A 22,116-nucleotide genomic window follows, 5' to 3' on the forward strand; every position below is an offset into this window, starting at 1 on the left:
TTCATTCATTGCAACCCACTCAGAAAGTTTTCATGACAAACCATGCCTACATTTGCGACGCCATTCGCACACCATTTGGTCGCTACGGCGGCGCCCTGTCATCCGTGCGTGCCGATGATCTCGGTGCCATTCCTCTGAAAGCACTCATGCAGCGCAATAGGCAAGTAGATTGGCAGGCGGTGACCGATGTGATCTATGGTTGTGCCAACCAGGCTGGAGAAGACAACCGCAACGTGGCCCGCATGAGCGCGCTGCTTGCAGGTTTGCCATTGGAGGTGCCGGGTTCAACCGTCAACAGACTGTGCGGATCTGGCCTGGACGCGCTGGGAACCGCCGCGCGAGCGATCAAGAGCGGCGAAGCAAGTCTCATGATCGCAGGTGGCGTAGAAAGCATGAGCCGTGCACCCTTTGTATTGCCAAAAGCAGAGAGTGCTTATTCCCGCGTAAACAGCATCCAGGACACCACGATTGGATGGCGCTTCATCAACCAGCAGATGAAAGAGCGCTATGGCGTGGACTCCATGCCAGAAACGGCTGAAAATGTCGCCACCGAATTCGGCATAGACCGCGCGTCACAAGACCGAATGGCCCTGGCGTCTCAGGAGAAGGCATTGGCTGCGCAACGCAGCGGCTTTTTCGATATGGAGATCACCCCCGTCATGATTGCGCAGAAGAAGGGCGACGCGCTCATTGTGGACAAGGATGAACATCCGCGCGATACAACACTGGAAGTCCTGACCAAGCTCAAAGGCGTCGTCCGCCCCGATGGCACCGTAACTGCGGGCAATTCCAGCGGAGTCAATGATGGCGCCTGCGTATTGTTGTTGGCAAACGAGGCCACGGCCAGGCACCAAGGATTGGTGCCGCGCGCTCGCATTGTTGCAATGGCCACTGCAGGTGTGGCTCCTCGCATCATGGGAATCGGGCCGGCTCCAGCTACACGAAAAGTGCTTGAATTGGCCGCAATGTCTCTGGCGGATCTTGATGTTATCGAACTGAACGAAGCTTTTGCGGCGCAAGGCTTAGCCGTGCTTCGGAATCTAGGTTTGGCCGACGATGACCCCCGTGTCAACCCCAATGGTGGCGCAATTGCGCTGGGACATCCTCTCGGTGCATCCGGTGCTCGGCTGGCAATGACTGCAATCAATCAGTTGCACCGAACAGGCGGAAAGTATGCACTTTGCACCATGTGCATTGGCGTGGGGCAGGGCATCGCCGTCATCCTGGAACGGGTGTAGCGACGAACAATTATTCTTGTCGAAACGTTTCAAAAATCACGTTCTATACCTATGAAAACTTTTCTTAAACAAGTGTCTAAAGCAGTCGTTGCAATTGGGATACTTATCTTGTCGTGCGGTGCATCGGCAGTTGAATTGAGGATATTGACTACTGGCATTTTGAAAGGTGCCTTTACGGAAATATCCGATCAGTTTGAGCGCAATACGGGCCACAAGATATTCATGTCCTGGGGGCCTTCTTCCGGTACTTCACCCGAGGCAAGTCAGGTTCGCATTCGAAATGGCGAACGGTTTGACATACTCATCATGGTCAGTTCGGGTATGGATGAGTTGATCCGCAACGGATATTTTGTCGGACTTGAGCGAAGAGACGTTGCCATCTCCAAAATTGGGGTAGGCGTTAAGGTTGGACACGATTTACCCGACATATCCACGGTTTCGTCCCTGCGTCAGACACTTTTGAATGCCAAATCCATCGGTTACTCGGAAGGGGCCAGCGGAAGTTATGTCTCCAACGTGCTGTTACACAAGCTTGGTATTGAAGACGAGGTGGCTGGCAAGAGCAAAGTCATTCTGGGCAGAAAATTTGTCGGTGACGCTATTGCCGACGGAGATGTTGAGCTTGGTATTCAGCAAGTCAGCGAATTGCGACTGGAGCCGCAAGTCGCCGTCGTCGGGCCATTGCCGGACGAGCTGCAGAAAGTCAGCGTAGTTTCGGCGGCAATTTCTTCAAAATCCGCATATAAGGATATTGCTGAAAGCTTCTTGAACTTTCTTGCCTCACCTATTTCAATTGATGCGTTGAGGAAGAGTGGTCTGGAAATCCCGACTAAGTAGCTATGGAGAAATTTGTAGTGACCATCTCGCGAAATGCATGACTAGCAAATCGACGTAGGCGTGTTGCGAGGTGAGCAGTAAAGACAAAAAGAACCAATTGGGTGCGGAGAGTTGGCCCACGTGTAGCGGCACTGGGAGGGGTTTGCGTATGTCCACGCTTTAGTTGCACTCACTGGAAGTACCGTGCCAGCAAACCTGTTTGCTACAAATGAAAATTCAGTCTGTAGGGAGTCGACCTCGGCCACCTCTCTTGTGAATGACTTTCGTGCATAGGATATCTGCTTAGACCACATCTTGCCCCCGCATGGCCGCTACAAGGGCGGTGCTGTACGGCACGTCGCCTTCGACAACGCGAACACGCTCGGGCCCCGGGTTCTTCAGCCTGCCGACACGACGCAGGTACAGCGTGAGTTGCACTTCTGCGTGTTTGAGGAAGAACGGTGACCGCCAAAACCGAAGGCGAGGTGCTTTGCGGATTTGTGGTGTCGTTCAATCTTGGTAGTCCCCTTATGGACCGTGCGACGCAGTGATTCGTCCATGATCCACTCCAGCAAGTACATTAATGCGGCTTTCACGCAAGTAGTGGCTACAAAGGGACTCAGTCGGCGCCTTTAGAGGAGGCGTTTTGCGCGCCACTGCAGATTCAATTTTCTTCAGATGTCTGCAATTTCAACTTCCTCTCCTCGCCCGCTGCCGTTGAAGCATTGAAGAAAAGCGGCCTGGATATCCCGCCTAAATAGGGCTAGCGAAATGCGTGGCCACCAACTCGCGCAGAGCCTGACTGGCAAATCGGCTTAGACGCGTTGCCGGACGAGCAGTCGGTACCACCAGAACCAGTTGATTACGTATGGCAGGTGCATAAATGGTGGCCACGTAGAGTGGTTTGGTGTAGGACCATGCCTTTGTTGCACTGAGCGGAAGCACGGTGTCAGCAACACCACGCGCGACCAAGGAAAGAACAGTCTGTACGGAGTCGACCTCCGCAACCAGCCTCAAGGGCACATTGCGGGGACGGGTGTTTTGCTCAAGAAGTTGGCGCAAGGCATTCGGGGCGCTTGGCATCACCAGCGAGCGCTCAGCCACATCTGCCAGGCGCATGCGACGCGGCAGGACCTGAGCGCTGATGAGAACTAGTGGTTCGCGGACCAGCGTTTCGTGATGCAATTGTGGCGAGGTTGGTGGGTCGAATAGGATGGCTACATCAATACGCCCCGCCACAAGCCACTCGCGCAGCCGGATGCTTAGATCTTCCACTACCGTGATGGCCGCCTCGGGGAATAGCGCGTGAAACCGCTCTACCAGATCTGCGGTCAGCACATGCGCAACGCGCGGAGGCAAGCCAATGGTTAGTCTGCCTCGCGGATTCAGCTGACGTTCGCGCATATCGATGCGGGCCCTGTCTGCCAAATCGAAGATGTTGCGCGCGTGTTCCAGCAATGCCAACCCTGATTCGGTTGCTTCAACTCCCCGACCTGTGCGGTCGAACAACCTCTGCCCGACTTCTTCCTCGAGCAACAGAATCTGCCGACTGAGCGCCGGCTGTGACAGATGGAGGGCCGCCGCAGCGCGACTGAAGCTGCCTGCCTCAGCGACGGCGACGAAGTATTGCAAACGCGCCAGATCCATGGTTTGTCATTTCTTTGAACGAGAGTCAGTTAATGCATTTTACAAATATCTGCTATTTGTTAAAAGCAGAACTAAAGGCACTTACAAATCCCCACAATTGACCACATGAATGATCCAATCTCTTTACCTCCGGCGCTGACCTATAGCCTTAGTCCGGCAAGGCCAACGCTGCGACTCCCTGCCCAGGCCTGCGATAGCCATGTACATGTTTTTGGACCCGCTGAACGCTTTGCCTTTGCAGAGCAGCGCAACGTCACGCCAGTAGATGCGCCGAAGGAGTCACTCTTTGCTTTGCACCAGAAGCTCGGTGTTGAACGTTGCGTCATCGTGCAGTCGGTGATTCATGGGTTTGACAACAGTGTGGTGGAAGACGCCATTGCGGCAGGTCAAGGGCGCTATCTGGGTGTGGCATTGGTACCCACCAATGTGTCCGATGCCGAATTGAAGCGCCTGGCAACTGCGGGATTTCAGGGTGTGCGATATAACTTTATGAGCCACCTTTCAGGAACAGCTGACGTGGAAGATGTACTGGCTCTCACCTCGCGCCTCAAAGAAGTGGGCATGCATCTGCAAGTGCACTTCGAAAGTCACCTGGTACACGCCCTGGCGCCAGCGTTGGCACGTAGCGCTGTTCCCGTTGTGGTGGATCACATGGGGCGTGTTGATGCTGCACTTGGTCCTGAGCATCCCGATTTCGTCGCATTGCATGCGCTGTTGAAGAATCCCAAGTTCTACGTCAAGGTCAGCGGCATTGACCGTATTGACCCCCATGCGGACAGCAATCCGCCTTACGCGGCCGGGGTGTCCCTTGCAAACTTACTGGTGCAAAGCTATCCCAATCAATGCGTATGGGGAACAGATTGGCCACACCCCAACCATACGCATGTTCCAGATGACGGTGTTCTGGTGGATGCATTGGCCCGGATTGCTCCAACACCACACCTATTAGACCGGCTGCTGGTGCAGAACCCGCTGAGCCTTTATCGCTTTACACCCTAATCCACTTCGCGTCACAAATTTCAAAACATAAATATCCGCCATGACCATCTCCTCATCCACTTTCAACCCATCTTCACCCACAACCCAAGGACGCCTACAAGGTAAGGTGGTTCTGGTAACCGGTGCCGGTTCAGTCGGGCCCGGATGGGGCAATGGCAGGGCCATCGCGGTACGTTTTGCACAAGAGGGCGCGCGCGTCTACGGTGTCGATCGTGATTCCCTGCGTCTGACTGAGACGGCTCAGATGGTGGCCGAAGCAGGCAATACCTTTGTGGCGGGAAGTTGTGACGTTACCAACAGCATGTCGATTGAAGAGATGGTAGTGCGTTGCATTGGCGAGTTTGGTCGCATTGATGTTCTGGTGAATAACGTGGGCGGTTCAGCCAAGGGTGGGCCGATAGAGATGAGTGAAGACGTCTGGGATAGTCAGGTTGATCTCAATCTCAAGAGCGTGTTCTTGACCTGCAAGCATGTGTTGCCACACATGATTTCACAAGGAGGTGGTTCCATTGTCAACATCTCCTCCACATCGGGCATTCGCTGGACGGGTTCTGCCCAGATCGCTTATGCGGCGACCAAGGCGGGCATCATACAGTTCTCGCGGGTTTTGGCTGTGCAGTACGCAAAGCAGGGCATTCGCGTGAACACGGTGGTTCCAGGGCAACTCCACACACCAATGGTCGAAGTCCGGCTGGCGGGACAGCGCACAGGAGGTGACGTGGATGCATTGCTTAAGCAGCGTCAGTCACGCATACCTCTTCCATTTATGGGAGACGGGCGGGATACGGCCAATGCGGCTTTGTATCTCGCATGCGATGAATCTCGCTTTGTAACCGGGACCGAAATTTTGGTCGACGGCGGCATGTCGGCGCGCTGCGACTGACACAGTTTGCAAGTTGAATAACCACTAAAGGAGACAAAATGAAACTATTACATGTGGCTCGCCGCGCATTCACCATGGTGTTTGTGGCATCGATGTTCGCCTCAGCTTCCTTAGCGATGGCGCAATCAAAAGTCCTTCATCTGGTCGTCGCCTTTCCGCCCGGCGGTCCCGTGGACTTTGTGGCAAGAACCTTGTCAGAGCAACTAGGCAAGGAGCTGGGGCAGCAAGTCATCATTGAAAACAAAGCGGGAGCCAACGGCGCCATCGCTGCGGAATATGTGTCGCACGCCGCACCAGACGGAAATACTCTCTGGCTCAGCAGCGTGGGGGCCGTGGCTATCAATCCTTCGCTTTATGAGAAGCTCTCGTATGATCCGCAGAGGGACCTGAAGCCGGTTTCCCTCATTGTCAACAACGTCGAGGTTCTGGTTGTTGGCATCAATGCGCCCTATAACACTGGCGCAGAATTTGTAGCTTCCAGCCGACAGCAAAAAGACCCGTTGACAATGGCGTCAACGGGTACCGGCAGCGTGCCACATCTGGCAATGGAGCTGCTCAATGAGTCCGCCAAAATCAAGCTCCTGCATGTCCCCTACAAGGGCGCAGCCCCTGCCATTACAGATCTGCTGGGTGGCAATGTGAACGGTTTCTTTGGAGACATTCCCGGCCTTATGCCCTACATCAAATCGGGCAAGCTCAAACCCATTGGTCTTGCCTCGACCAAACGGCACCCTCTGCTGCCCAACGTAAAGACATTTGCTGAAATGGGCATACTTGGAGTGGACTCCGACAATTGGTACGGACTGTTTGCATCCAAAGGGACTTCGATAGCAGATGTTGATCGTATCAATCAAGCGGTCCAGCGCACACTTGCCACTGAGTCAGTCAAGACTCGGTTGCAGGCCTCAGGGGCCGAGCCCGCACCATCGACACCAGCAGAACTGGCGGCGTTGCTGAAAGCCGACTCAGCAAAATGGGCACGTGTCGTGCGTGCGAATGGCATCAAGGCAGATTGATCGGCTTATCATGCGGATACACCCCATCACCCCCGGTACTCAACCCGAGTTGGCTGCTCTGGAGTCCCAAATACTGGCTGAGCGCGGAAGAATTTCCACGCTGTATCAGGTATTGCTTAACAGCCCGGCAATTACGCAGGGTTGGGAGCAAATGCTATCCGCCGTGCGTAACCGCAATAGCCTTGCCGCCAGCATGAGAGAACTCGTTATTTTGCGCGTAGCGATTCTGAACCGGGCGCCCTATGAATTTGAGGCCCACGTTCCACATGCACTGGCAGCAGGTGTATCGCAAGCGTCTATCGACGCAACCCGTACCGTTCCCTTGGCGGTCAATGCGCCGCTGTCGTCCGTGGAACGAATTGCCGTAGAGCTCACGGACACCATGACCCGTGATATTGAAGTTCCGGATGAATTGTTCGCACAGGTGCAACAGCACTTTCACAAAAGGGAGCAGATTGATTTGGTAGCCACTATCGCGGCTTACAACATGGTTTCCCGATTTCTGGTAGCGCTTCACATTGGGCATTGATATGCCACAGACAACCGACTTTATTCTTGTACAAATTTCAACTGAGGACTCTCATGGGGAGCGCCTGTTAGAGCTTGTTTCCGAAATGTGCACGCGCAGCCCACTTCCCATGCGCTTGTATCGCATGGCATGCTCCGCTAAAGGGCGCATATGCTACGTGTACGCCAAACTTTTGCATCGCACCATGATGGAAGCTTGGGAGTTGAAACCACTTGAGACGGAATTCAACAGAGTTTTGAATGGAGACATGGCTCTGGGTGTCTCCAGGCTGGAATGTGTCTTGGATCGTCCAGGCATTTCGCACAGTGAGAAGCCCGCCTTTCACTATGTGGTGGAGATGGATCCTGATGCTGGGTGGATGAGCGAACTGGCTCGTTGGTATGACACCGAACACATGCCAGGACTGGCCGCAGTTCCAGGTTGCGTTCACGCCATGCGGATGCTGAACTACGACAAGGGACCCTTGTCTCTAGCTTGCTATGACCTCCTTAGTGAACACACTTTAGGGTCTCCACCTTGGCTGGCGGTGCGCAATACACCCTGGAGTGAGGTGGCCCGCCCCCACTTTACGAATACCAAGCGAACAATGTTTGAAGTGATTGCATGACGCACAGATTTTTCACTCGTAGACAAATGGGCCACTTTTATGATTAACAAAATCGCTGCGTGCGTTGAAGATGCACTAGCGGACACACAGGATGGTGCCGTGGTGATGATAGGCGGCTTCGGCACGGCAGGCATTCCCAATGAACTGATTGATGGTCTTATTGCTCAGGGAGCACGGGACTTGACCGTAGTAAACAACAATGCTGGCAACGGTGAAGGGGGGCTTGCTGCCTTACTCAAGGCCGGCCGGGTGCGCAAAATCATATGCAGTTTTCCTCGTCAGGCGGACAGCCAAATTTTCGATGCACTGTACAGGGCGGGAAAAATTGAACTTGAACTCGTGCCTCAAGGAAATCTTGCAGAACGCATCCGCGCTGCCGGGGCAGGCATCGGCGCATTCTTCACCCCAACAGGCTACGGAACGGAACTGGCCAAAGGCAAAGAGACACGGGAAATCAACGGGAAAAGCTACGTCCTGGAAATGCCAATTGCCGCAGATCTTGCGCTGATAAAGGCCGAACGTGGTGACCGTTGGGGTAATTTGACTTATCGGATGGCCGCAAGGAATTTTGGTCCAGTCATGGCCACTGCCGCCCGAAAGACGGTTGCAACCGTTCACGAAATTGTGGAACTGGGTGGGCTTGAACCTGAAAACATCGTGACCCCGGGGATTTTTGTTCAGCAAATTGTCCGGGTTGTGCATCAGGCAACGCAGGCTGGTGGCTTCAAGAAAGTGGCAGCAATATGACATATCAACGACGTACCAAAGATCAACTTGCAGCCAGGATCGCACAGGATATCAAGGAGGGTGCTACTGTCAATCTTGGAATTGGCATGCCGACCCTGGTCGTCAATCACATTGCAGCCGGAAGAGAGGTGCTGCTGCATAGCGAGAACGGCATTCTGGGTATGGGGCCTGCGCCTTCTGCCGGAAATGAGGACTTCGACTTGATCAATGCTGGCAAGCAGCCTGTGACGCTGTTGCCTGGAGGTTCCTTCTTTCACCACGCAGACAGTTTTGCCATGATGCGTGGTGGCCACCTGGACATCTGCGTACTTGGGGCATTTCAAGTCAGTGCTACTGGTGACCTGGCAAACTGGCACACGGGTGAGGCAGGGGCAATTCCTGCCGTGGGGGGCGCAATGGATTTGGCAATTGGTGCAAAACAGACCTGGGTCATGATGGATTTGCTGACGAAACAGGGGGAAAGCAAGGTGGTCCAAAAATGTTCTTATCCGCTGACTGGAATTGCTTGTGTCAAACGCATTTATTCAGACCTTGCGACCCTTGGCTGCAGTCCTGAAGGTCTGGTGCTGATCGACAAAGTGGAAGGGCTTTCGCATGCGGAGCTGAAATCACTGGTGGGTCTGCCGATTGCACAGGTGGCGCCCGGCAGTCTCACCCTGTGAAGACCTACGCTACGCCAATTGGAGAATCCGAATTGAGTCTGCCCACGCATGAACTGACGATGACTGTTCTGATGACTCCGGACATGGCAAACTTTTCTGGCAATGTCCATGGCGGAACGGTACTGAAATTTCTGGATCAGGTTGCTTATGCCTGCGCCAGCCGATATGCCGGATGCTACGTAGTGACACTATCCGTTGATCAAGTCGTATTCAGGCAGCCAATTCATGTGGGAGAGCTTGTCACATTCCTGGCTTCTGTCAATTTCACTGGTACCTCTTCCATGGAAGTTGGCATAAAGGTAGTTGCCGAAGACATCCGTACACAGGTCGTGCGGCACGCTAACAGTTGCTTTTTCACCATGGTAGCTGTTGATGATGATCGCAGGCCAGTTGCAGTTCCATCCCTGCAGCCATTCACGCAGGATCAAAAGCGTCGACATGCTGCAGCAGTTGTGCGCAAACAGCTGCGTCAGGAATTTGGGGAGCGATTTGAGCGTGCGAGGAATCAGGATCCTTTTGTGGCAATTGGGATAAACGAAAGTGGCGGATACTTTTGAAGTACCTGGTTTCCAATAGGTGGTCCTCAGCGGTAGATTTCGAACTATTGCGAGTCTGCCCTTGCAGCGATGCAGCAATCACTGTGTTGATTCGACAACCATCCGTCGAACTGATGCGGCTTTTTCGGCAATTGCAGACAATAGAAAACCCAAATCGGCACCGGTAGACACGTAACGCGCGCCTCGTGCAACGTAGCGCCGCAGCAATTCTGGTTTCTGCGCTAAACCACCGAGACCGGCGACTTTACCGTTGGCCACGGCAGCATCAATAATGCGGCAAATAGCTGTGTCGACAAGCGTATGTTCTAGCTGACCGGCGAGGCCCATATCAGCCGACAGATCGCCCGCTCCGATTAGCAGCATGTCCACACCCTCGACCGCTGCGATGGACTCTATTGCGCCTACTGCAGTGTGGCTTTCGATCATAAACACCACCAGTAACTCCCGATTGAGTGTTTCCATGGCTTGAGCTGCCGGGGGAGTGTGGTAGCCGAAGTGCGGCAGTCCACTAGCTAGCGAGCGCTCACCAAGCGGAGGGTATTTAGCAATAGAAACCACATGACGTGCTTCCGCCACTGATTGAACATGCGTGGCAATGATGCCCATAGCACCCCCATCCAGCGCGCGCGTGGCATCACTGGTGGAGTTTGCAGCAAGGCGAACCAATGGTGTTACTCCCGCTTCTTGCGCAGCAATGCAGATTGCCGAAACACTTTCGAAAGACAGGCTGCTGTGCTCCATGTCCACATACAGTGGATCCATGCCGCCGCTGGCGGCAAGCCTGCCAATCTCGGGCCCACGCGCCATACGTACGATCATGGAAGCCGCAACGCGACCCTCCGTCCAGAGGCGCTTGAGGTGATTCACCGGTGTTACGCCGTTATTCGTATTGTTCATGTCTCTGTGTCATTGGGGTTGCTATCGTCACATTGGGTCGCACCAGACAGTGGATACCGAGGTCGGCCAATGTCTTGCATCCCATGAACGCCATACCGCGATCAATTTCTGTACGCAGAATCTGCAATGCCATGTCCACGCCGCCCTGCCCGCCCGCTGCCAAACCGTAGAGGGGAGCGCGCCCCAACATAACACCATGTGCGCCAAGGGCGATTGCTTTTAGCACGTCGCTGCCGCGCATGATGCCTCCATCAACCAGCACTTCAGCGCGACCAGCGACCTGCCTCACTACTGCTGGTAATTGCGAAATAGCTGTCGGGGCACTATCAAAGTTTCTGCCCCCATGGTTGGAAACCACCACTGCGTCCGCGCCCGCCAACACGGCAAGCTCTGCATCCTGCGGATGCAAAATGCCCTTGACTACCAGACGGCCCTTCCAGCGTTCGCGAATGGGCGCAAGTTGTGCCCATGTGAAGCGCTCGTTGCGTAGTGTCTGGCCCAAGCGTGGGTTCTCGGAGATCTTTTGCATCATTTCCGGCGGGTAATTGACAAAACCCGGCATGCCAGCACCCGCCAGGTAGCGCCCCATCACACCCAGCAGCCAGCGCGGGTGCGTTACCAGGTCCCACGCATTGCGCCGATTCAAGCGCACAGGAATGCTAAAACCATTGCGGTGATTGAACTCCCTGTTGGGGATGGCTACGCTGTCGATTGTCAGCACTAGCGTGCGGCATCCCGCAGCCCAGGCTCGATCGGCCAGAAGATAGGACATTTCAGGTTGTGGCCACATGTACATCTGAAACCAGAGGCTCGCGCCACTACGAGCGATGTCTTCCATGCTAGTTATCGATGCAACTGAGAGCGTAAATGGAATATTTGCAGCAGCTGCGGACCGCGCCAACGCGAGCTCACCTTGGTAACGCAACAAGCCGGCGACACCCGTCGGCGCAATGACAATTGGCATCGCCTGCAGTTCACCCAGCAGTTCGACGGATTGGGAACGCTGCTCCACGTTAATTAGACCGCGTGAATAAAGACAGATACCGCCAAAAGCACGGCGGTTGGCGGCCAGTGCACACTCGTCCTCTGCACCACGATCCACAAATTCAAACATGCCGCGCGGCAAAAAAGACTTTGCCAACCTGCGCAGGTCGTGAAGATTTTGGGCATCCGCCAGTTTCACTTGCACCTCGTGAATATTCGATGGATACCATTTTATCCCATATAAAGGGAAAATATGCATTTTGAATTTAGCGGGAATATTTTACTTTATCGAACCAGTGGTTACGCGGCTATAGTTCTGACTTTCATTCAATATTTCATGCGTCCCACATCCATTAACTCTAGATCGAGCTCCGCCAAGGTGTTGAGCATTCTGGATTTGTTCTCACTTTCGCAGGCACTTCTCTCAGCCGAAGACATAGCTTCGAAACTGGGCTTAGGTCGGTCGACGGCCTATCGCTACTTGCGTGAACTGTGTGACGTCGGCTTGCTAGCGCCTGTTGCACTTGGTCGGTACAGCCTGGGGCCCCGCGTGATTGAGCTGGAACGTCTTTCCACGCTCACCGATCCCCTTTACCGAGCTGGCCAGACCGTGTTGGAGAATGTGTCCTGCGACAACCGGGTTTTGATGCTAAACGCTTACTATGGAGGGAAGGTGCTTTGCATTTACAAAGTGGGGCCAGACACCTTACTGCAAGACGACCGCCATACCATTCGTGTACTGAAGGCGCGGGGAATGCCGTTCCCTTTGTTTACCGGCGCAGGTTCTGTTGTAATGCTGGCAAACCTCTCGGCCCATCGCGTACGAGAGATGTATTTACGCATGATGTCTGAGATCGCTCAGGCAGGACTCGGAGACACTTGGGATGATTTCCGCCGCAATATGGCGCTCATAAGGCGTCGCGGCTGGGCTGAAAGTGCAGGTACCGTCACGCCACTTCTAAGCGGTATCGCTGTGCCCTTGCTAATGCCGTCGGAGAAGAGAGTACTTGGCAGTCTGGCTGAAACCTACTCTGCCGCCAGCGGCACGACCGTGCCGCTGGCGGAGCGGATTGACGAATTGCGGCACCTCGGGGAGCGAATTTGCATGGCATATGTTGATTCCATGATCGCACCGCATAGTACTCACACCAACTGACGTTGAATTGTGTACGCCTAGTTAGCCAAGCTTACAAACCAATATCCAGAACTGCGTCGACCGCAAAGGCTCCCTGGCCTGCTGGCATAGCCATCACCGGGTTCAAGTCAACTGAGCGCAAGGTCGGACCAGCCATATGGGCAAAGACCGACAGTTTCGACAGCATGGTTGCCAATGCTGCAATGTCTACCGGAGGCTTTCCTCGCGCACCCAATAAAAGTGGTGCGCCCTTGATTGAGCGGATCAGTTGCTCCGCCACATCCTCACCAAATGGGCAGCGGCGTAACACCACATCCTGCATTACCTCTACAAATATGCCACCAAGCCCAAACATAGCCACTGGTCCGAACACAGGGTCGCGCTGAACGCCCAGGATGCACTCGACCCCTCCGCTCATCTGCCGAGCCACGAGTACGCCTTCGATTCGCGCATCGGGTAGCGCAGCAGCAGCTCGCTGTATCAGCAGATCAAAACCAATGCGCACCGCCTCGACGTCCTCAACATTAAGCAAAACACCACCGATTTCAGACTTGTGCTGTATGTCAGCCGAAAGTATCTTCATCACCACAGGGAACCCCAGCGCCGCTGCCGCAGCAACGCACTCCTCAGCATCGGCACAGGCTTGCTCAGGTGCGATCGAAATGCCAGCCTGTGCCAGTACGCGCTTGGCCTCTGCTTCACTGGGTGTCGTTTCGGGCAGATCTGGCACCGACCCTGAGGGGGGAAGCTGAGCGGCACGCCGCGAAAATGCTTCACCAAAATAGCCCATCGCAGCAATCGCAGTAACGGCCCGGCTGGGATCTGCGAATACTGTGAACCCATCTTCCTCGTAGTCACGTAATCTGTCCGGAGGCGCAAGCAACGACAACACGAAGAGACGCTCAGGATGACGGTCACGCACCGCCTTGAGTTGGGCACGCAGATGCGGTGCTATCGATTGGGCACCGCCCGTGAACGTAAAAAACCCCAAAACGGACTGGTAACCACCATCATCCATCACCGATTCGGCAAAGCTGCCTATGAGGCTCATGTCATTGAGGAATTGTGCGGTGCAATCTACGGGATTGCGTGGTGAAGAAAAGGGCACCAGCGCCTTCAACCGCTCCTGTGCCACGATTGGCATTTCCGGCATGGACAAGCCTACGGCCTCGGCAGCATCCGACATGATGACCCCGGCTCCGCCGCTGGTGCTGATCACGCCTAGGGTGTTGGCAATCGGGAAGATGCGCCGCGTAGACAGTCTTGCTACATCGAGCATATGTTCGGTCGATTTGACTCGCAGTACCCCGAACTCCGCCAGCACCGCATCAGTCACTGCGTCGTTTCCAGCGATGGACGCCGTGTGTGACTGGGCTGCCGCGCTCCCTAAGGCACTGGTGCCAACTTTCATCATGACTACTGGTTTTCGAGCACGGCGGGCGGCCTCAAAGGCGTCAATCAAGCGCGTGCCGTCCTGAATGCCCTCGGAGTAAACAGCTATCACATCGGTACGTTCATCCGCCACCATGGCCTGCACCATGTCAGCCAGGCTAATGTCGCACTCGTTGCCCGTCATCACTGCCGACGAAATGCCAATACCAAGTTCTCTTGCTACGCAGAGGATGTGACCGCCGTAGGCCCCGGACTGACTGACGACCCCCACTCGTCCAGGCTGCGGCCAGCCGAGTTCTACACTGGATACGAAAGTGCCGTAAAACCCGATGCTTGGATTGAGCACCCCCAGCGAGTTGGGGCCAAGGAGACGCATGCCGTGCGCGCGTGCTGCCTGCACCAGCTCCTGTTGCGCCAGCGCGCCTGACTGGCCCGTTTCAGCGAACCCCGACGAAAAGACGATGCCCGCCGCCGTCCCACGGGCAGCCAGTTGTGCAATTACTTCAGGCGCATTCTTGGCCGCAACCGCAATGATGGCCACGTCTGGCACTTCTGGCAGCTCGTCTACCGAAGCGAAAGCCGGTAGCCCTTGTATTGTGGGCCGGTTCAGGTTAACAGGCATTAAGCGGCCTTGGAACCTCTGTTCAAGCATGTATGCAATTGGCCTGCCTCCAATTCGCAACGGATCGTCCGAAGCGCCGATGACTGCCACAGAGCGTGGAACAAGCAAACACTTTAGGGAGGAAAGGCCGTTATACATAGAGGGCGGGGGCTAGAAGGTTGACGGTTTTAAGTGCTTTCTCGATGGCACTTTGATACCTTGAATATGCGCAGATAACGAAGACGAAAGATCGCCTACTCTACCCTGCCCATCTACAAAATTTAACTAATCTCATTATAATGGATTTATTCATATTATTTCATAACAGGACAATTGATGCGTTTATTGCTTAAATCACATCAAATTCCTCTTGCCTACTGCGGAGCACCCCGATGACACACGAAATCCTGATCGAGCAGCACGGTCCCGTGCGCATATTGCGCCTCAACCGGCCCGACAAGCGCAATGCTCTCAACCTTGCACTGGTGCAAGCGCTCCTGGATGCATACAGAAGCGCGGAGGTCGACGAAGGTACGCGTGTGGTGATGCTGGTGGCATCCGGCACAACTTTTTGTGCCGGAGGAGACAGGGACGAATCGCAGACATCGCCTTCCCGAGATCTGGCCTTGCGCAATGACTTGCTTGCCGAGCTCTTCGGCTCCGGTGCGCGCATGGGCAAGCCAATCATCTCCGCCGTGCGCGGGGCCGCTGTGGGTGGTGGAGCCGCGCTCGCACTGAGTTGCGATATGACACTATTTGGGAAATCGGCCATATTGAGCTTTCCGGAAATCCGACAAGGGATTCCACCAGCACTGGTTGTGCCCGGGCTGGTGCGATTGGTCGGCCCAAGGGAGGCGTTTTTCCTGCTCACCACCGGCGATAGAGTTCCGGCCCAACGCGCTCTGGAGCTGGGACTGGCCAATTCCGTGCATGAAGATGACGAACTTGAAGAACATGCACTTGCACTCACCCTGCGCCTTGCAGAAGCTCCCCCAATGGTGATGAGTGCTACCAAGCAACTGTTCTATCGTGCGTGTGAAACTACCCTGGAGCATGGTTTGGAAGCAGGCCGGGACATCAACGCCCAGCTGTTGAAGTTGGCACCACACACCTGATCTACGTGCGTTCTGTATCATGAAAACCGCTTCAATCCAAACTGACTTTGTAGCTCTGGATCAACTCTGACCAACGTAGGTATTCCTTCTGTATGAAGGAACCGCACTCCGCAGGAGTTTGGGCGATGGAATCGGCCGCCTGTTGTAGCAACTTCTCCTTGATGACGGGATCAGCCAACACTTCATTGACGCGGCTATTGAGCTGCTCGACGATAGCGGCGGGCGTGCCAATTGGGGCCATCAGCGCTTGCCATGTGCTGGTATCAAAGCCCTTGATCAAGGTCTCGCTGATAGTCGGAACCGCAGGCAAAAGTGGCGAGCGGTGCGCGGTGCTCACTGCCAACAGTCGCATGCGTCCATCTTTGACGAGTGGCAAAGCCGACTGCAGGGCACCAGCAAACATGTAGCTGACGGTGCCAGCGGCCAGATCCGTCAGAGCGGCCGAGTTGCCCTTGTAAGGGACGTGGATATATTGCCAACCGAGCGTCTTTCCGACCATGACGCCGGTGAGGTGATCCGTGCTTCCATTGCCCGACGAGCCCTGAAAGTATTTACCTGGGTTTTGTTTAATAAGCTGCGCCAACTCCTCTGCTGTCTTTACCGGCAGTGAAGGATTTACCAGCAACGCGAAGGGAATGCCTACCGTGCAAGCTACTGGCTTCATAAATCTGGATGGCTCCATGTCCGGGCGCTTGTAGAGCGCCGGAATAGTGGCCATTGCTGATGTTCCATAGAGCAGGGTGTATCCGTCAGCCGGAGCTTTCGCGACAAAGTCGGCTGCCACGGCACCAGTTGCGCCAGGCCGGTTCTCGATTATCATCGGCTGCCCCATACGGTGCGCGAGCTCCGTGAAAATCAAGCGGCCCACTGCATCTGTAGGGCCACCAGGTGGGTAACCGATAATAATGCGAACAGGTTTTGAAGGATAAGCGTCAGCAGCTTGGACGATATCCATGGCGGCGCCGAAACCAAGTGCAAAGAGCACCGGTATCGAGAGAACGAATTTCATTTTTTGTCTCCTTTGTGATCGACTCAATGGCCCAGGTCGCTGGGGCTCGCGGCAGCCGCTTAGGAAACCCAAACAGGGGCGCTGCTTCCCAACGGCGCTGGCGGCAACACCCAGGCTGGAGGCGTCACACTGAACCTCGCAACAGGTCCCAATTGCTCCAACACACCAAAGGCAGATGCACGCTGTTGCATTTGCGGCTGCAGATCATCAAGCGTGACAACCCTGGCCGGATAGGGACGAAGGCCCAGTTGTTGCACCCACATTGAAGTGCGCGTGAGCGAAACCTTGACGTGGTAGCTTCCACCCTCTTTGGCTCGGCGCGCGAGGGCAGCAAGCGCGCCTGCCGCACCAAGGTAGCCAGTCAGGTAATCATTGAGCAAATAGGTTGGAACAGTACGCGGTTTTCCACCTTGTGCATCGGTCACGCAGATGCCGCTGGCCGCCTGCCCTAACTGTTCGAATCCCTTGCGTGCGTACCATGGGCCGGAGAAGCCGAAGCAACTCACCGACACGTACACGATACCCGGCCGCAGATTAGCAAGATGTTCAGCGGAAAACCCTCTGCGGTCCAGACTGCTAGGCGCCCAGGACTGAACGAACACATCCGCATCCGCAGCCAATTTGCGTAGCTGCGCCGCGTCACTCTCCTGCTCCATATCGATATAACTACAACGCTTGCCAATGCCTGTGTCAATGATCATTGCCTGCGCATCGGGTTGCATTGGTGAAGAAATGCGCAACACGTCGGCGCCATGCTCGGCGAAGGTACGTGCAACTATCGGACCGGCGATAACGTGGGACACATCCAGCACACGCAAGTCATCTAACGGCCGACGGTAGGGCCGCGAAGCCTCGGGCTCACTTTCGCCAATTTTTTCGACGCTGATGACTGACTCTGCCCACAAAGCGCGTCCCTGGTCGTGCACAGCCCATTCTTCTGAGCTACGGGCGAAAACGCCAGGCAGTCGTGCAGCAGCAAAAGCATCTTCAAGCTCCTGAGCCTGCCAGCGGCCGATTCGTGCAGCCAACCCTTCTGTCGTGTTGGGGCTGTCCAGCAAGGACATCACTCCGTCACGCAAATGCGGATATGAGCCCATGGGATAAAACCACCGATCATCCGCTGTGCGATAGAAAGCTGCCTTCAACTCACGGGCGAGCCGAATCATGGCGATGGAATGCCCGCTCTGTCTTTGGAAGTAGGTCGGATTCAGGCTGCACGCTGCCTGCAGCGCATCAATGTCAACGCTCTGGCGTTGACCCTTGGCGTCGCGCCAGCGACCAGCGACCCCATGGGCCACTGCTGCAATCGCGGCAGCCTGCGCTGCAGTCAACTGATGGCGGCTTTCCAATTGTGGCGCTTCGCCAGTAAATCGCACATCAGCAGCGGTAGTGTCAAGCTCAAGGCACAATGCTAGGTGAGCGAAAGCACTTTCCGATTCAGCGGAAAAACTTGCTGATTCCATGGCATCTGACGAAGCGTTATGGCTCATGAAATTCTCCGGACGCAAAGCTATGAAATCGATCTGTCACTGCGTGGCACCGTAACCGCGCACGACATCACGCAGGCGGGTAACCGTTAAGTCGCAGACCGTCTCTTGGCCATTCGACTTGCATCAGCACCCCACGGGCCGCCAGGGTGACAAAGGCGATGCGCATTTCCGGTCCACCGAAACAAATGTTGGTAGTGCGCACATCGTCGACCGGGTAGACATCGACAATCTCACCTTTTGGATTCACCGTCGTGATTGACCCACGAAACAGCACAGCCAAGCAAATATTGCCCGAGGCTTCGACGGCGATCGAGTCGAACTTAACGAAATCGGGAGCGACGTAGACACAGCGACATGTTTTGCCGCTTACGTCTCCACCAGCCTTAAGCCGACCCGGCGCTACCACGTCAAACGCAAGTAGCCGGGCACTCATCGTTTCCGCAACGTACAACGTCCGCCCGTCGGGCGAGAGTGCTATGCCGTTGGGCGTGAGCAGTGGAAACACAACCTCCTCAATAAAGGTGCCATCAAGTCGCGCGTAATACACGCCACCGCGGTCCATATCGCGAGCTCGCACCTTGCCCAAGTCGGTGAACCAAAACCCGCCGCATCCGTCCATCACGATATCGTTTGGCCCTCTCAATGGGTGGCCATTCACTTCGCTGTAGACAACTCTGGCCTCGCCCGTGTCCGGGTGTACACGCTCAATTCGCCCACCGGTGTAATCTTCCGGCTGGCCATGCACAAGAAGTTGCCCCGCATCATTGCGCATAAAACTGAAGCCGCCACTGTTGCACACGTAGACATGCCCGTCCTCGCCCAATGCTGCGCCGTTGGGGCTTCCTCCAAGTGTTGCAACGACAGTTCGAAAGCCGGTAGGGGTAATCCGGGTCAGGGTTTTCCGACGCATCTCGACCACTAGGACATCACCATTGGGCAGCCAGACCGGCCCCTCAGGCGCCCATAGACCATCACCCATTACCGAAGCGGGCACCTTATCGACTATGTCTGGCCCAACGCAGTCTTCCTGCGAAAGGGCTGTACGGTCGATTGCCCGCTGTATGGACTTGGCATCCAATGGTCCGGTTGCCCCGTCTGGCGTCGCAAAAGCCCTTTGCGCCGTTTCCTCGTCTGGCCAGTGAAGAAAAGCCCATTCATAATCCGCGCCCGCGAACACAAAATAGCCATCCAATCCTTTTGACTCAAACAAACCGACCACCAGATTGACGTGCCGCTTGAGACGGGCGAGATAGGTTGCATTCGTAAATTTCGGGTGCTTAACTGCTATGACAAGCGCCACATGCCCGGTTGACCAATCTGGGGCTTTGTCGATTACGGCATAGGGGGTGTTTGTTAGCATTGCATCCACGCCGCCAGAGGGCAGAGGCTGCAGCGGCAAAAAGCCCGTGCCATCTGTATCGGTTAACGCGACAATATGCGACAGACCTTCCGGGACTTCGACAATCCGCCAAGCACGCAGAAGTTTTGTCTGGGGCAGCGCGGTCGCACGCGTTACCGTCGCGAACCCTACTCTGGCCCGCAATGCGAAACCAGGACCAATGGTTTGCGTAGTATTCGGCACAACCGGAAGTGTCTGCTCGGTAACGACTACGTTTTCGATCGAGGGTTTATCGATGATATGTGAATTAGGCAATTTATGTCTCCACCGCTAGCACCACCCATCTTTTTGTGGGATGCATACACAAGCGCAGGACAAAATTATCGCGATAACGCATCCTTGCAAAACTACATAGCTCCTATATCAGCTATGTCCATTTTCAATGGACCACAAAAGCCTCTCCTATTTCGTCTGTATAGCTGATCTGCTAAGCCTTAGCCGCGCGGGTACGGCACTGGGGCTGACGCAACCTATGTTGAACCGACATATCGCATTGTTGGAAGTCGACCTTGGTCACAGGTTCTATGAGCGGCATGAACGGGGCGTTGCATTAACTGTGGCGGGCGCAGCATTGCTGGTCCATGCACCTCATGTACTAAACACCGTGCAAACCGCACGCGAAGAGCTCGACGCTATCGACAAAAGCCCACTTGAACGCATCACCATCGGGTTTCCACCCCGGAATCGCTGTCTATCAGTGCCCACCTGGTGAAGCAATTCCGCCGCAAACTGCCACACGCACTCATTCGATCATTGAAGCATCTAGCCCGCAACTCCGAAAGGCTCTGCTCGAAGGTCAGCTGGATGTAGCGGTTCTCTTTGAGTCTCCAGCATCACCCCTTCTATCGTGCACTCCGTTCCTACAGGAATCTCTTATCCTGGTGGCTCCGGCTGAGGGCAAAAAGCTACTGAAATTCGTCTGATTGCAGGACCTGGGTATTTACCCGATGGTGCTACCCGCCGCCCCCAATTCAACCCGCCATTTGGTAAACGCTTTGCTGCAGCCTATTCATGTGACGCTTGACATAGTGGCCGAAGTTGGTGCAGTGCAAACTGTTCTCTCGTTGATTGACAAAGGCATAGGAAGCTCTGTGCTACCCGAAGGCGTCATTTTTTCTGGCAAACCCTCAGCTGGAATTACAGTACGCACATATCGATCCTCCCACCTTTACCTTGAATATGGTACTGGCGACACCACGCGCTGGCACCACAACAAGACTGCTACGCGAAACCCTGACCTTGCTGAGGGAGACAGATCTGAGCCCCTTGAAGCTGAACAGGCAAAGTTGAGGGGCGCAGGCGCCCTCCTGGTAGACGCCAAAGCGGTAGTGATCACTCTACTTGAAGCCCCGCGGCATCTATCTTCTTAACATACACCGCCTTGGCGTTTGCCAAAAATTTGCTGAACTCTTCAGGTGTCTCTACTACCGGATCCATAGCAAATGAATCGAGATTGGACTTTCTGAACTCTGGATCTTTTACAACAGTCTGAATGGCATCCAGGAGCTTCTTGCGAATATTTGCGGGCACCCCAACCGGCAGCGAAATGGCCATATAGAAACCCTCATCGATATCCGGAAAACCAGATTCCGTGTAGGTTGGCACATCGGGCAGTGCCGCTGCACGCTTGAGACCAGATATGCCGAGAAGTCGGATCTTGCCACTCTTTGCTTGGGGGATCATGACGGATGGAGCACCCATAACAGCCTGAATGGTGCCTGCCGCTAGATCCAGTAGCGCAGGAGCGATTCCTTTATAGTGGACATCAATCATGGGGGCGTTATAGTGTTTGGAGAGCCACGCCATACCAAGGTGCGTATTGCTGCCTGCACCGCCGGTGCCGTAGGAAACTGCCTTGGGGTTCTTTTGCGCATATGCAACGAGTTCCTTCAGTGACTTTACCGGCAACGACTCCGGCACTGCAATGACCATTTGCGAAGTTGCAATTCGCGTCAAGGGAAAGAGATCCTTGGGATCGTAGGAGAGCTTTTTGTACAAAAGTGCATTCAATGAGAGTGCAGCATCCGAATGAAACAACAGCGTGTACCCATCAGGCTGTGCTTGGGTAACCACGGGAATACCCACCATCTCATTTGCCCCACCTCGGTTGTCCACGATCACAGATTGGCCGCCAAATACCTTACCAAGCCTTACGGCAAGCGCTCTTGCAATCGCGTCGGTTGGGCCTCCAGGGGTATAAGGAACTACGATTCGGATGGGCCGCGAAGGGAAATCGTCCGCCGAAGCGGCATACGTCACCGCAGCCAATCCAATTCCCAAAGCCAACTTGCCGGCGTATTTCAAAGCCGATCCAATGAAAGTAAAAGTCATGACAATCTCCTAATATGGAATTCTCTTAGTAGGTGGCATTGCCTCACTACTATGCAAATTGT

23 protein-coding genes are annotated in these 22,116 nt (G+C 54.9%); 14 read left to right on the forward strand and 9 right to left on the reverse strand.

What is annotated here, in order from left to right; genetic code table 11:
- Positions 1-32 precede the first annotated feature (32 nt).
- Positions 33-1,238, forward strand: a complete 1,206-nt coding sequence (gene pcaF / locus AC1RMF_RS16180) for a 3-oxoadipyl-CoA thiolase (RefSeq protein ID WP_493142701.1) — start codon at positions 33-35, stop codon at positions 1,236-1,238.
- Positions 1,239-1,289: 51 nt separating this feature from the next.
- Positions 1,290-2,075, forward strand: a complete 786-nt coding sequence (locus AC1RMF_RS16185; RefSeq protein ID WP_493142704.1) for a molybdate ABC transporter substrate-binding protein — start codon at positions 1,290-1,292, stop codon at positions 2,073-2,075.
- Between the two features lie 377 nt (positions 2,076-2,452).
- Here AC1RMF_RS16185 and AC1RMF_RS16190 read toward each other — a convergent pair whose 3' ends face one another.
- Entirely contained in the window at positions 2,453-2,635 is a 183-nt protein-coding gene (locus tag AC1RMF_RS16190; RefSeq protein WP_493142982.1) for a Tn3 family transposase, read from the reverse strand.
- A gap of 172 nt (positions 2,636-2,807) precedes the next feature.
- Positions 2,808-3,701, reverse strand: a complete 894-nt coding sequence (locus AC1RMF_RS16195) for a LysR family transcriptional regulator (protein WP_493142708.1) — start codon at positions 3,699-3,701, stop codon at positions 2,808-2,810.
- A 105-nt stretch (positions 3,702-3,806) separates the two neighbouring features.
- Here AC1RMF_RS16195 and AC1RMF_RS16200 point away from each other — a divergent pair, with 105 nt between their 5' ends.
- The 8 genes from AC1RMF_RS16200 to AC1RMF_RS16235 all read left to right on the forward strand — a co-directional run bounded on the left by AC1RMF_RS16200 (position 3,807) and on the right by AC1RMF_RS16235 (position 9,701).
- Positions 3,807-4,700 (forward strand): amidohydrolase family protein, encoded by an 894-nt coding sequence (locus tag AC1RMF_RS16200; protein WP_493142713.1) that lies wholly within the window; start codon positions 3,807-3,809, stop codon positions 4,698-4,700.
- A gap of 40 nt (positions 4,701-4,740) precedes the next feature.
- Positions 4,741-5,583 (forward strand): SDR family NAD(P)-dependent oxidoreductase, encoded by an 843-nt coding sequence (locus AC1RMF_RS16205; RefSeq protein WP_493142718.1) that lies wholly within the window; start codon positions 4,741-4,743, stop codon positions 5,581-5,583.
- 74 nt (positions 5,584-5,657) lie between these two features.
- Complete coding sequence (locus AC1RMF_RS16210; RefSeq protein WP_493142984.1) at positions 5,658-6,599, forward strand: Bug family tripartite tricarboxylate transporter substrate binding protein; 942 nt, start codon at positions 5,658-5,660, stop codon at positions 6,597-6,599.
- Between the two features lie 10 nt (positions 6,600-6,609).
- Positions 6,610-7,128 carry a carboxymuconolactone decarboxylase family protein gene (locus AC1RMF_RS16215; RefSeq protein ID WP_493142722.1) on the forward strand — a complete coding sequence of 173 codons (519 nt, stop codon included), beginning with the start codon at positions 6,610-6,612 and terminating at the stop codon, positions 7,126-7,128.
- Between the two features lies 1 nt (position 7,129).
- Complete coding sequence (locus AC1RMF_RS16220; RefSeq protein WP_493142724.1) at positions 7,130-7,735, forward strand: hypothetical protein; 606 nt, start codon at positions 7,130-7,132, stop codon at positions 7,733-7,735.
- 39 nt (positions 7,736-7,774) lie between these two features.
- Positions 7,775-8,482, forward strand: coding sequence for a 3-oxoacid CoA-transferase subunit A (locus AC1RMF_RS16225; RefSeq protein ID WP_493142726.1), 708 nt, complete (start codon positions 7,775-7,777; stop codon positions 8,480-8,482).
- Complete coding sequence (locus AC1RMF_RS16230) at positions 8,479-9,144, forward strand: 3-oxoacid CoA-transferase subunit B (protein ID WP_493142729.1); 666 nt, start codon at positions 8,479-8,481, stop codon at positions 9,142-9,144. Before AC1RMF_RS16225 ends, AC1RMF_RS16230 begins: the two co-directional genes overlap by 4 nt.
- Positions 9,145-9,176: 32 nt before the next feature.
- A complete protein-coding gene (locus AC1RMF_RS16235) occupies positions 9,177-9,701 on the forward strand; it encodes an acyl-CoA thioesterase (RefSeq protein ID WP_493142986.1) in 525 nt (174 codons plus the stop codon).
- Between the two features lie 78 nt (positions 9,702-9,779).
- Here the strand turns inward: AC1RMF_RS16235 and AC1RMF_RS16240 are convergent, their stop codons facing one another.
- Complete coding sequence (locus AC1RMF_RS16240; protein WP_493142731.1) at positions 9,780-10,598, reverse strand: HpcH/HpaI aldolase family protein; 819 nt, start codon at positions 10,596-10,598, stop codon at positions 9,780-9,782.
- Complete coding sequence (locus AC1RMF_RS16245; protein ID WP_493142733.1) at positions 10,582-11,841, reverse strand: alpha-hydroxy acid oxidase; 1,260 nt, start codon at positions 11,839-11,841, stop codon at positions 10,582-10,584. Before AC1RMF_RS16245 ends, AC1RMF_RS16240 begins: the two co-directional genes overlap by 17 nt.
- Here AC1RMF_RS16245 and AC1RMF_RS16250 point away from each other — a divergent pair.
- Entirely contained in the window at positions 11,836-12,738 is a 903-nt protein-coding gene (locus tag AC1RMF_RS16250) for an IclR family transcriptional regulator (protein WP_493142735.1), read from the forward strand. The genes AC1RMF_RS16245 and AC1RMF_RS16250 overlap by 6 nt on opposite strands.
- 31 nt (positions 12,739-12,769) lie before the next feature.
- On the opposite strand, the gene AC1RMF_RS16255 is transcribed toward AC1RMF_RS16250, so the two are convergent.
- The gene (locus AC1RMF_RS16255) at positions 12,770-14,869 is read right to left on the reverse strand and encodes an acetate--CoA ligase family protein (protein ID WP_493142737.1); all 2,100 of its coding nucleotides are present in this window, start codon (positions 14,867-14,869) and stop codon (positions 12,770-12,772) included.
- A 233-nt stretch (positions 14,870-15,102) separates the two neighbouring features.
- Here AC1RMF_RS16255 and AC1RMF_RS16260 point away from each other — a divergent pair, with 233 nt between their 5' ends.
- Positions 15,103-15,825 carry an enoyl-CoA hydratase/isomerase family protein gene (locus tag AC1RMF_RS16260; RefSeq protein WP_493142739.1) on the forward strand — a complete coding sequence of 241 codons (723 nt, stop codon included), beginning with the start codon at positions 15,103-15,105 and terminating at the stop codon, positions 15,823-15,825.
- Positions 15,826-15,856: 31 nt separating this feature from the next.
- On the opposite strand, the gene AC1RMF_RS16265 is transcribed toward AC1RMF_RS16260, so the two are convergent.
- The 3 genes from AC1RMF_RS16265 to AC1RMF_RS16275 all read right to left on the reverse strand — a co-directional run bounded on the left by AC1RMF_RS16265 (position 15,857) and on the right by AC1RMF_RS16275 (position 19,978).
- Complete coding sequence (locus AC1RMF_RS16265) at positions 15,857-16,834, reverse strand: Bug family tripartite tricarboxylate transporter substrate binding protein (RefSeq protein ID WP_493142740.1); 978 nt, start codon at positions 16,832-16,834, stop codon at positions 15,857-15,859.
- A gap of 59 nt (positions 16,835-16,893) precedes the next feature.
- Positions 16,894-18,324, reverse strand: coding sequence for a CoA transferase (locus AC1RMF_RS16270; RefSeq protein WP_493142742.1), 1,431 nt, complete (start codon positions 18,322-18,324; stop codon positions 16,894-16,896).
- A gap of 67 nt (positions 18,325-18,391) precedes the next feature.
- A complete protein-coding gene (locus AC1RMF_RS16275; protein WP_493142744.1) occupies positions 18,392-19,978 on the reverse strand; it encodes an SMP-30/gluconolactonase/LRE family protein in 1,587 nt (528 codons plus the stop codon).
- 127 nt (positions 19,979-20,105) lie between these two features.
- Here AC1RMF_RS16275 and AC1RMF_RS16280 point away from each other — a divergent pair, with 127 nt between their 5' ends.
- Both AC1RMF_RS16280 and AC1RMF_RS16285 read left to right on the forward strand, forming a co-directional pair.
- Positions 20,106-20,435 carry a LysR family transcriptional regulator gene (locus AC1RMF_RS16280; protein WP_493142746.1) on the forward strand — a complete coding sequence of 110 codons (330 nt, stop codon included), beginning with the start codon at positions 20,106-20,108 and terminating at the stop codon, positions 20,433-20,435.
- Complete coding sequence (locus tag AC1RMF_RS16285; RefSeq protein WP_493142747.1) at positions 20,374-20,646, forward strand: LysR substrate-binding domain-containing protein; 273 nt, start codon at positions 20,374-20,376, stop codon at positions 20,644-20,646. The genes AC1RMF_RS16280 and AC1RMF_RS16285 overlap by 62 nt, the downstream gene beginning before the upstream one ends.
- 409 nt (positions 20,647-21,055) lie before the next feature.
- On the opposite strand, the gene AC1RMF_RS16290 is transcribed toward AC1RMF_RS16285, so the two are convergent.
- Entirely contained in the window at positions 21,056-22,054 is a 999-nt protein-coding gene (locus tag AC1RMF_RS16290) for a Bug family tripartite tricarboxylate transporter substrate binding protein (RefSeq protein ID WP_493142748.1), read from the reverse strand.
- Positions 22,055-22,116 lie beyond the last annotated feature (62 nt).

The sequence above is a fragment of the Rhodoferax sp. GW822-FHT04A08 genome, assembly GCF_058801025.1.

Excerpts from the sequence above, each read along its gene's own strand:
- pcaF (WP_493142701.1), top strand. The coding sequence starts at position 33 with ATGACAAACCATGCCTACATTTGCGACGCCATTCGCACACCATTTGGT.
- AC1RMF_RS16185 (WP_493142704.1), top strand. The coding sequence starts at position 1,290 with ATGAAAACTTTTCTTAAACAAGTGTCTAAAGCAGTCGTTGCAATTGGG.
- AC1RMF_RS16190 (WP_493142982.1), bottom strand. The coding sequence starts at position 2,635 with ATGTACTTGCTGGAGTGGATCATGGACGAATCACTGCGTCGCACGGTC.
- AC1RMF_RS16195 (WP_493142708.1), bottom strand. The coding sequence starts at position 3,701 with ATGGATCTGGCGCGTTTGCAATACTTCGTCGCCGTCGCTGAGGCAGGC.
- AC1RMF_RS16200 (WP_493142713.1), top strand. The coding sequence starts at position 3,807 with ATGAATGATCCAATCTCTTTACCTCCGGCGCTGACCTATAGCCTTAGT.
- AC1RMF_RS16205 (WP_493142718.1), top strand. The coding sequence starts at position 4,741 with ATGACCATCTCCTCATCCACTTTCAACCCATCTTCACCCACAACCCAA.
- AC1RMF_RS16210 (WP_493142984.1), top strand. The coding sequence starts at position 5,658 with ATGGTGTTTGTGGCATCGATGTTCGCCTCAGCTTCCTTAGCGATGGCG.
- AC1RMF_RS16215 (WP_493142722.1), top strand. The coding sequence starts at position 6,610 with ATGCGGATACACCCCATCACCCCCGGTACTCAACCCGAGTTGGCTGCT.
- AC1RMF_RS16220 (WP_493142724.1), top strand. The coding sequence starts at position 7,130 with ATGCCACAGACAACCGACTTTATTCTTGTACAAATTTCAACTGAGGAC.
- AC1RMF_RS16225 (WP_493142726.1), top strand. The coding sequence starts at position 7,775 with ATGATTAACAAAATCGCTGCGTGCGTTGAAGATGCACTAGCGGACACA.
- AC1RMF_RS16230 (WP_493142729.1), top strand. The coding sequence starts at position 8,479 with ATGACATATCAACGACGTACCAAAGATCAACTTGCAGCCAGGATCGCA.
- AC1RMF_RS16240 (WP_493142731.1), bottom strand. The coding sequence starts at position 10,598 with ATGAACAATACGAATAACGGCGTAACACCGGTGAATCACCTCAAGCGC.
- AC1RMF_RS16250 (WP_493142735.1), top strand. The coding sequence starts at position 11,836 with ATGCATTTTGAATTTAGCGGGAATATTTTACTTTATCGAACCAGTGGT.
- AC1RMF_RS16245 (WP_493142733.1), bottom strand. The coding sequence starts at position 11,841 with ATGCATATTTTCCCTTTATATGGGATAAAATGGTATCCATCGAATATT.
- AC1RMF_RS16255 (WP_493142737.1), bottom strand. The coding sequence starts at position 14,869 with ATGTATAACGGCCTTTCCTCCCTAAAGTGTTTGCTTGTTCCACGCTCT.
- AC1RMF_RS16260 (WP_493142739.1), top strand. The coding sequence starts at position 15,103 with ATGACACACGAAATCCTGATCGAGCAGCACGGTCCCGTGCGCATATTG.
- AC1RMF_RS16265 (WP_493142740.1), bottom strand. The coding sequence starts at position 16,834 with ATGAAATTCGTTCTCTCGATACCGGTGCTCTTTGCACTTGGTTTCGGC.
- AC1RMF_RS16270 (WP_493142742.1), bottom strand. The coding sequence starts at position 18,324 with ATGAGCCATAACGCTTCGTCAGATGCCATGGAATCAGCAAGTTTTTCC.
- AC1RMF_RS16280 (WP_493142746.1), top strand. The coding sequence starts at position 20,106 with ATGGACCACAAAAGCCTCTCCTATTTCGTCTGTATAGCTGATCTGCTA.
- AC1RMF_RS16290 (WP_493142748.1), bottom strand. The coding sequence starts at position 22,054 with ATGACTTTTACTTTCATTGGATCGGCTTTGAAATACGCCGGCAAGTTG.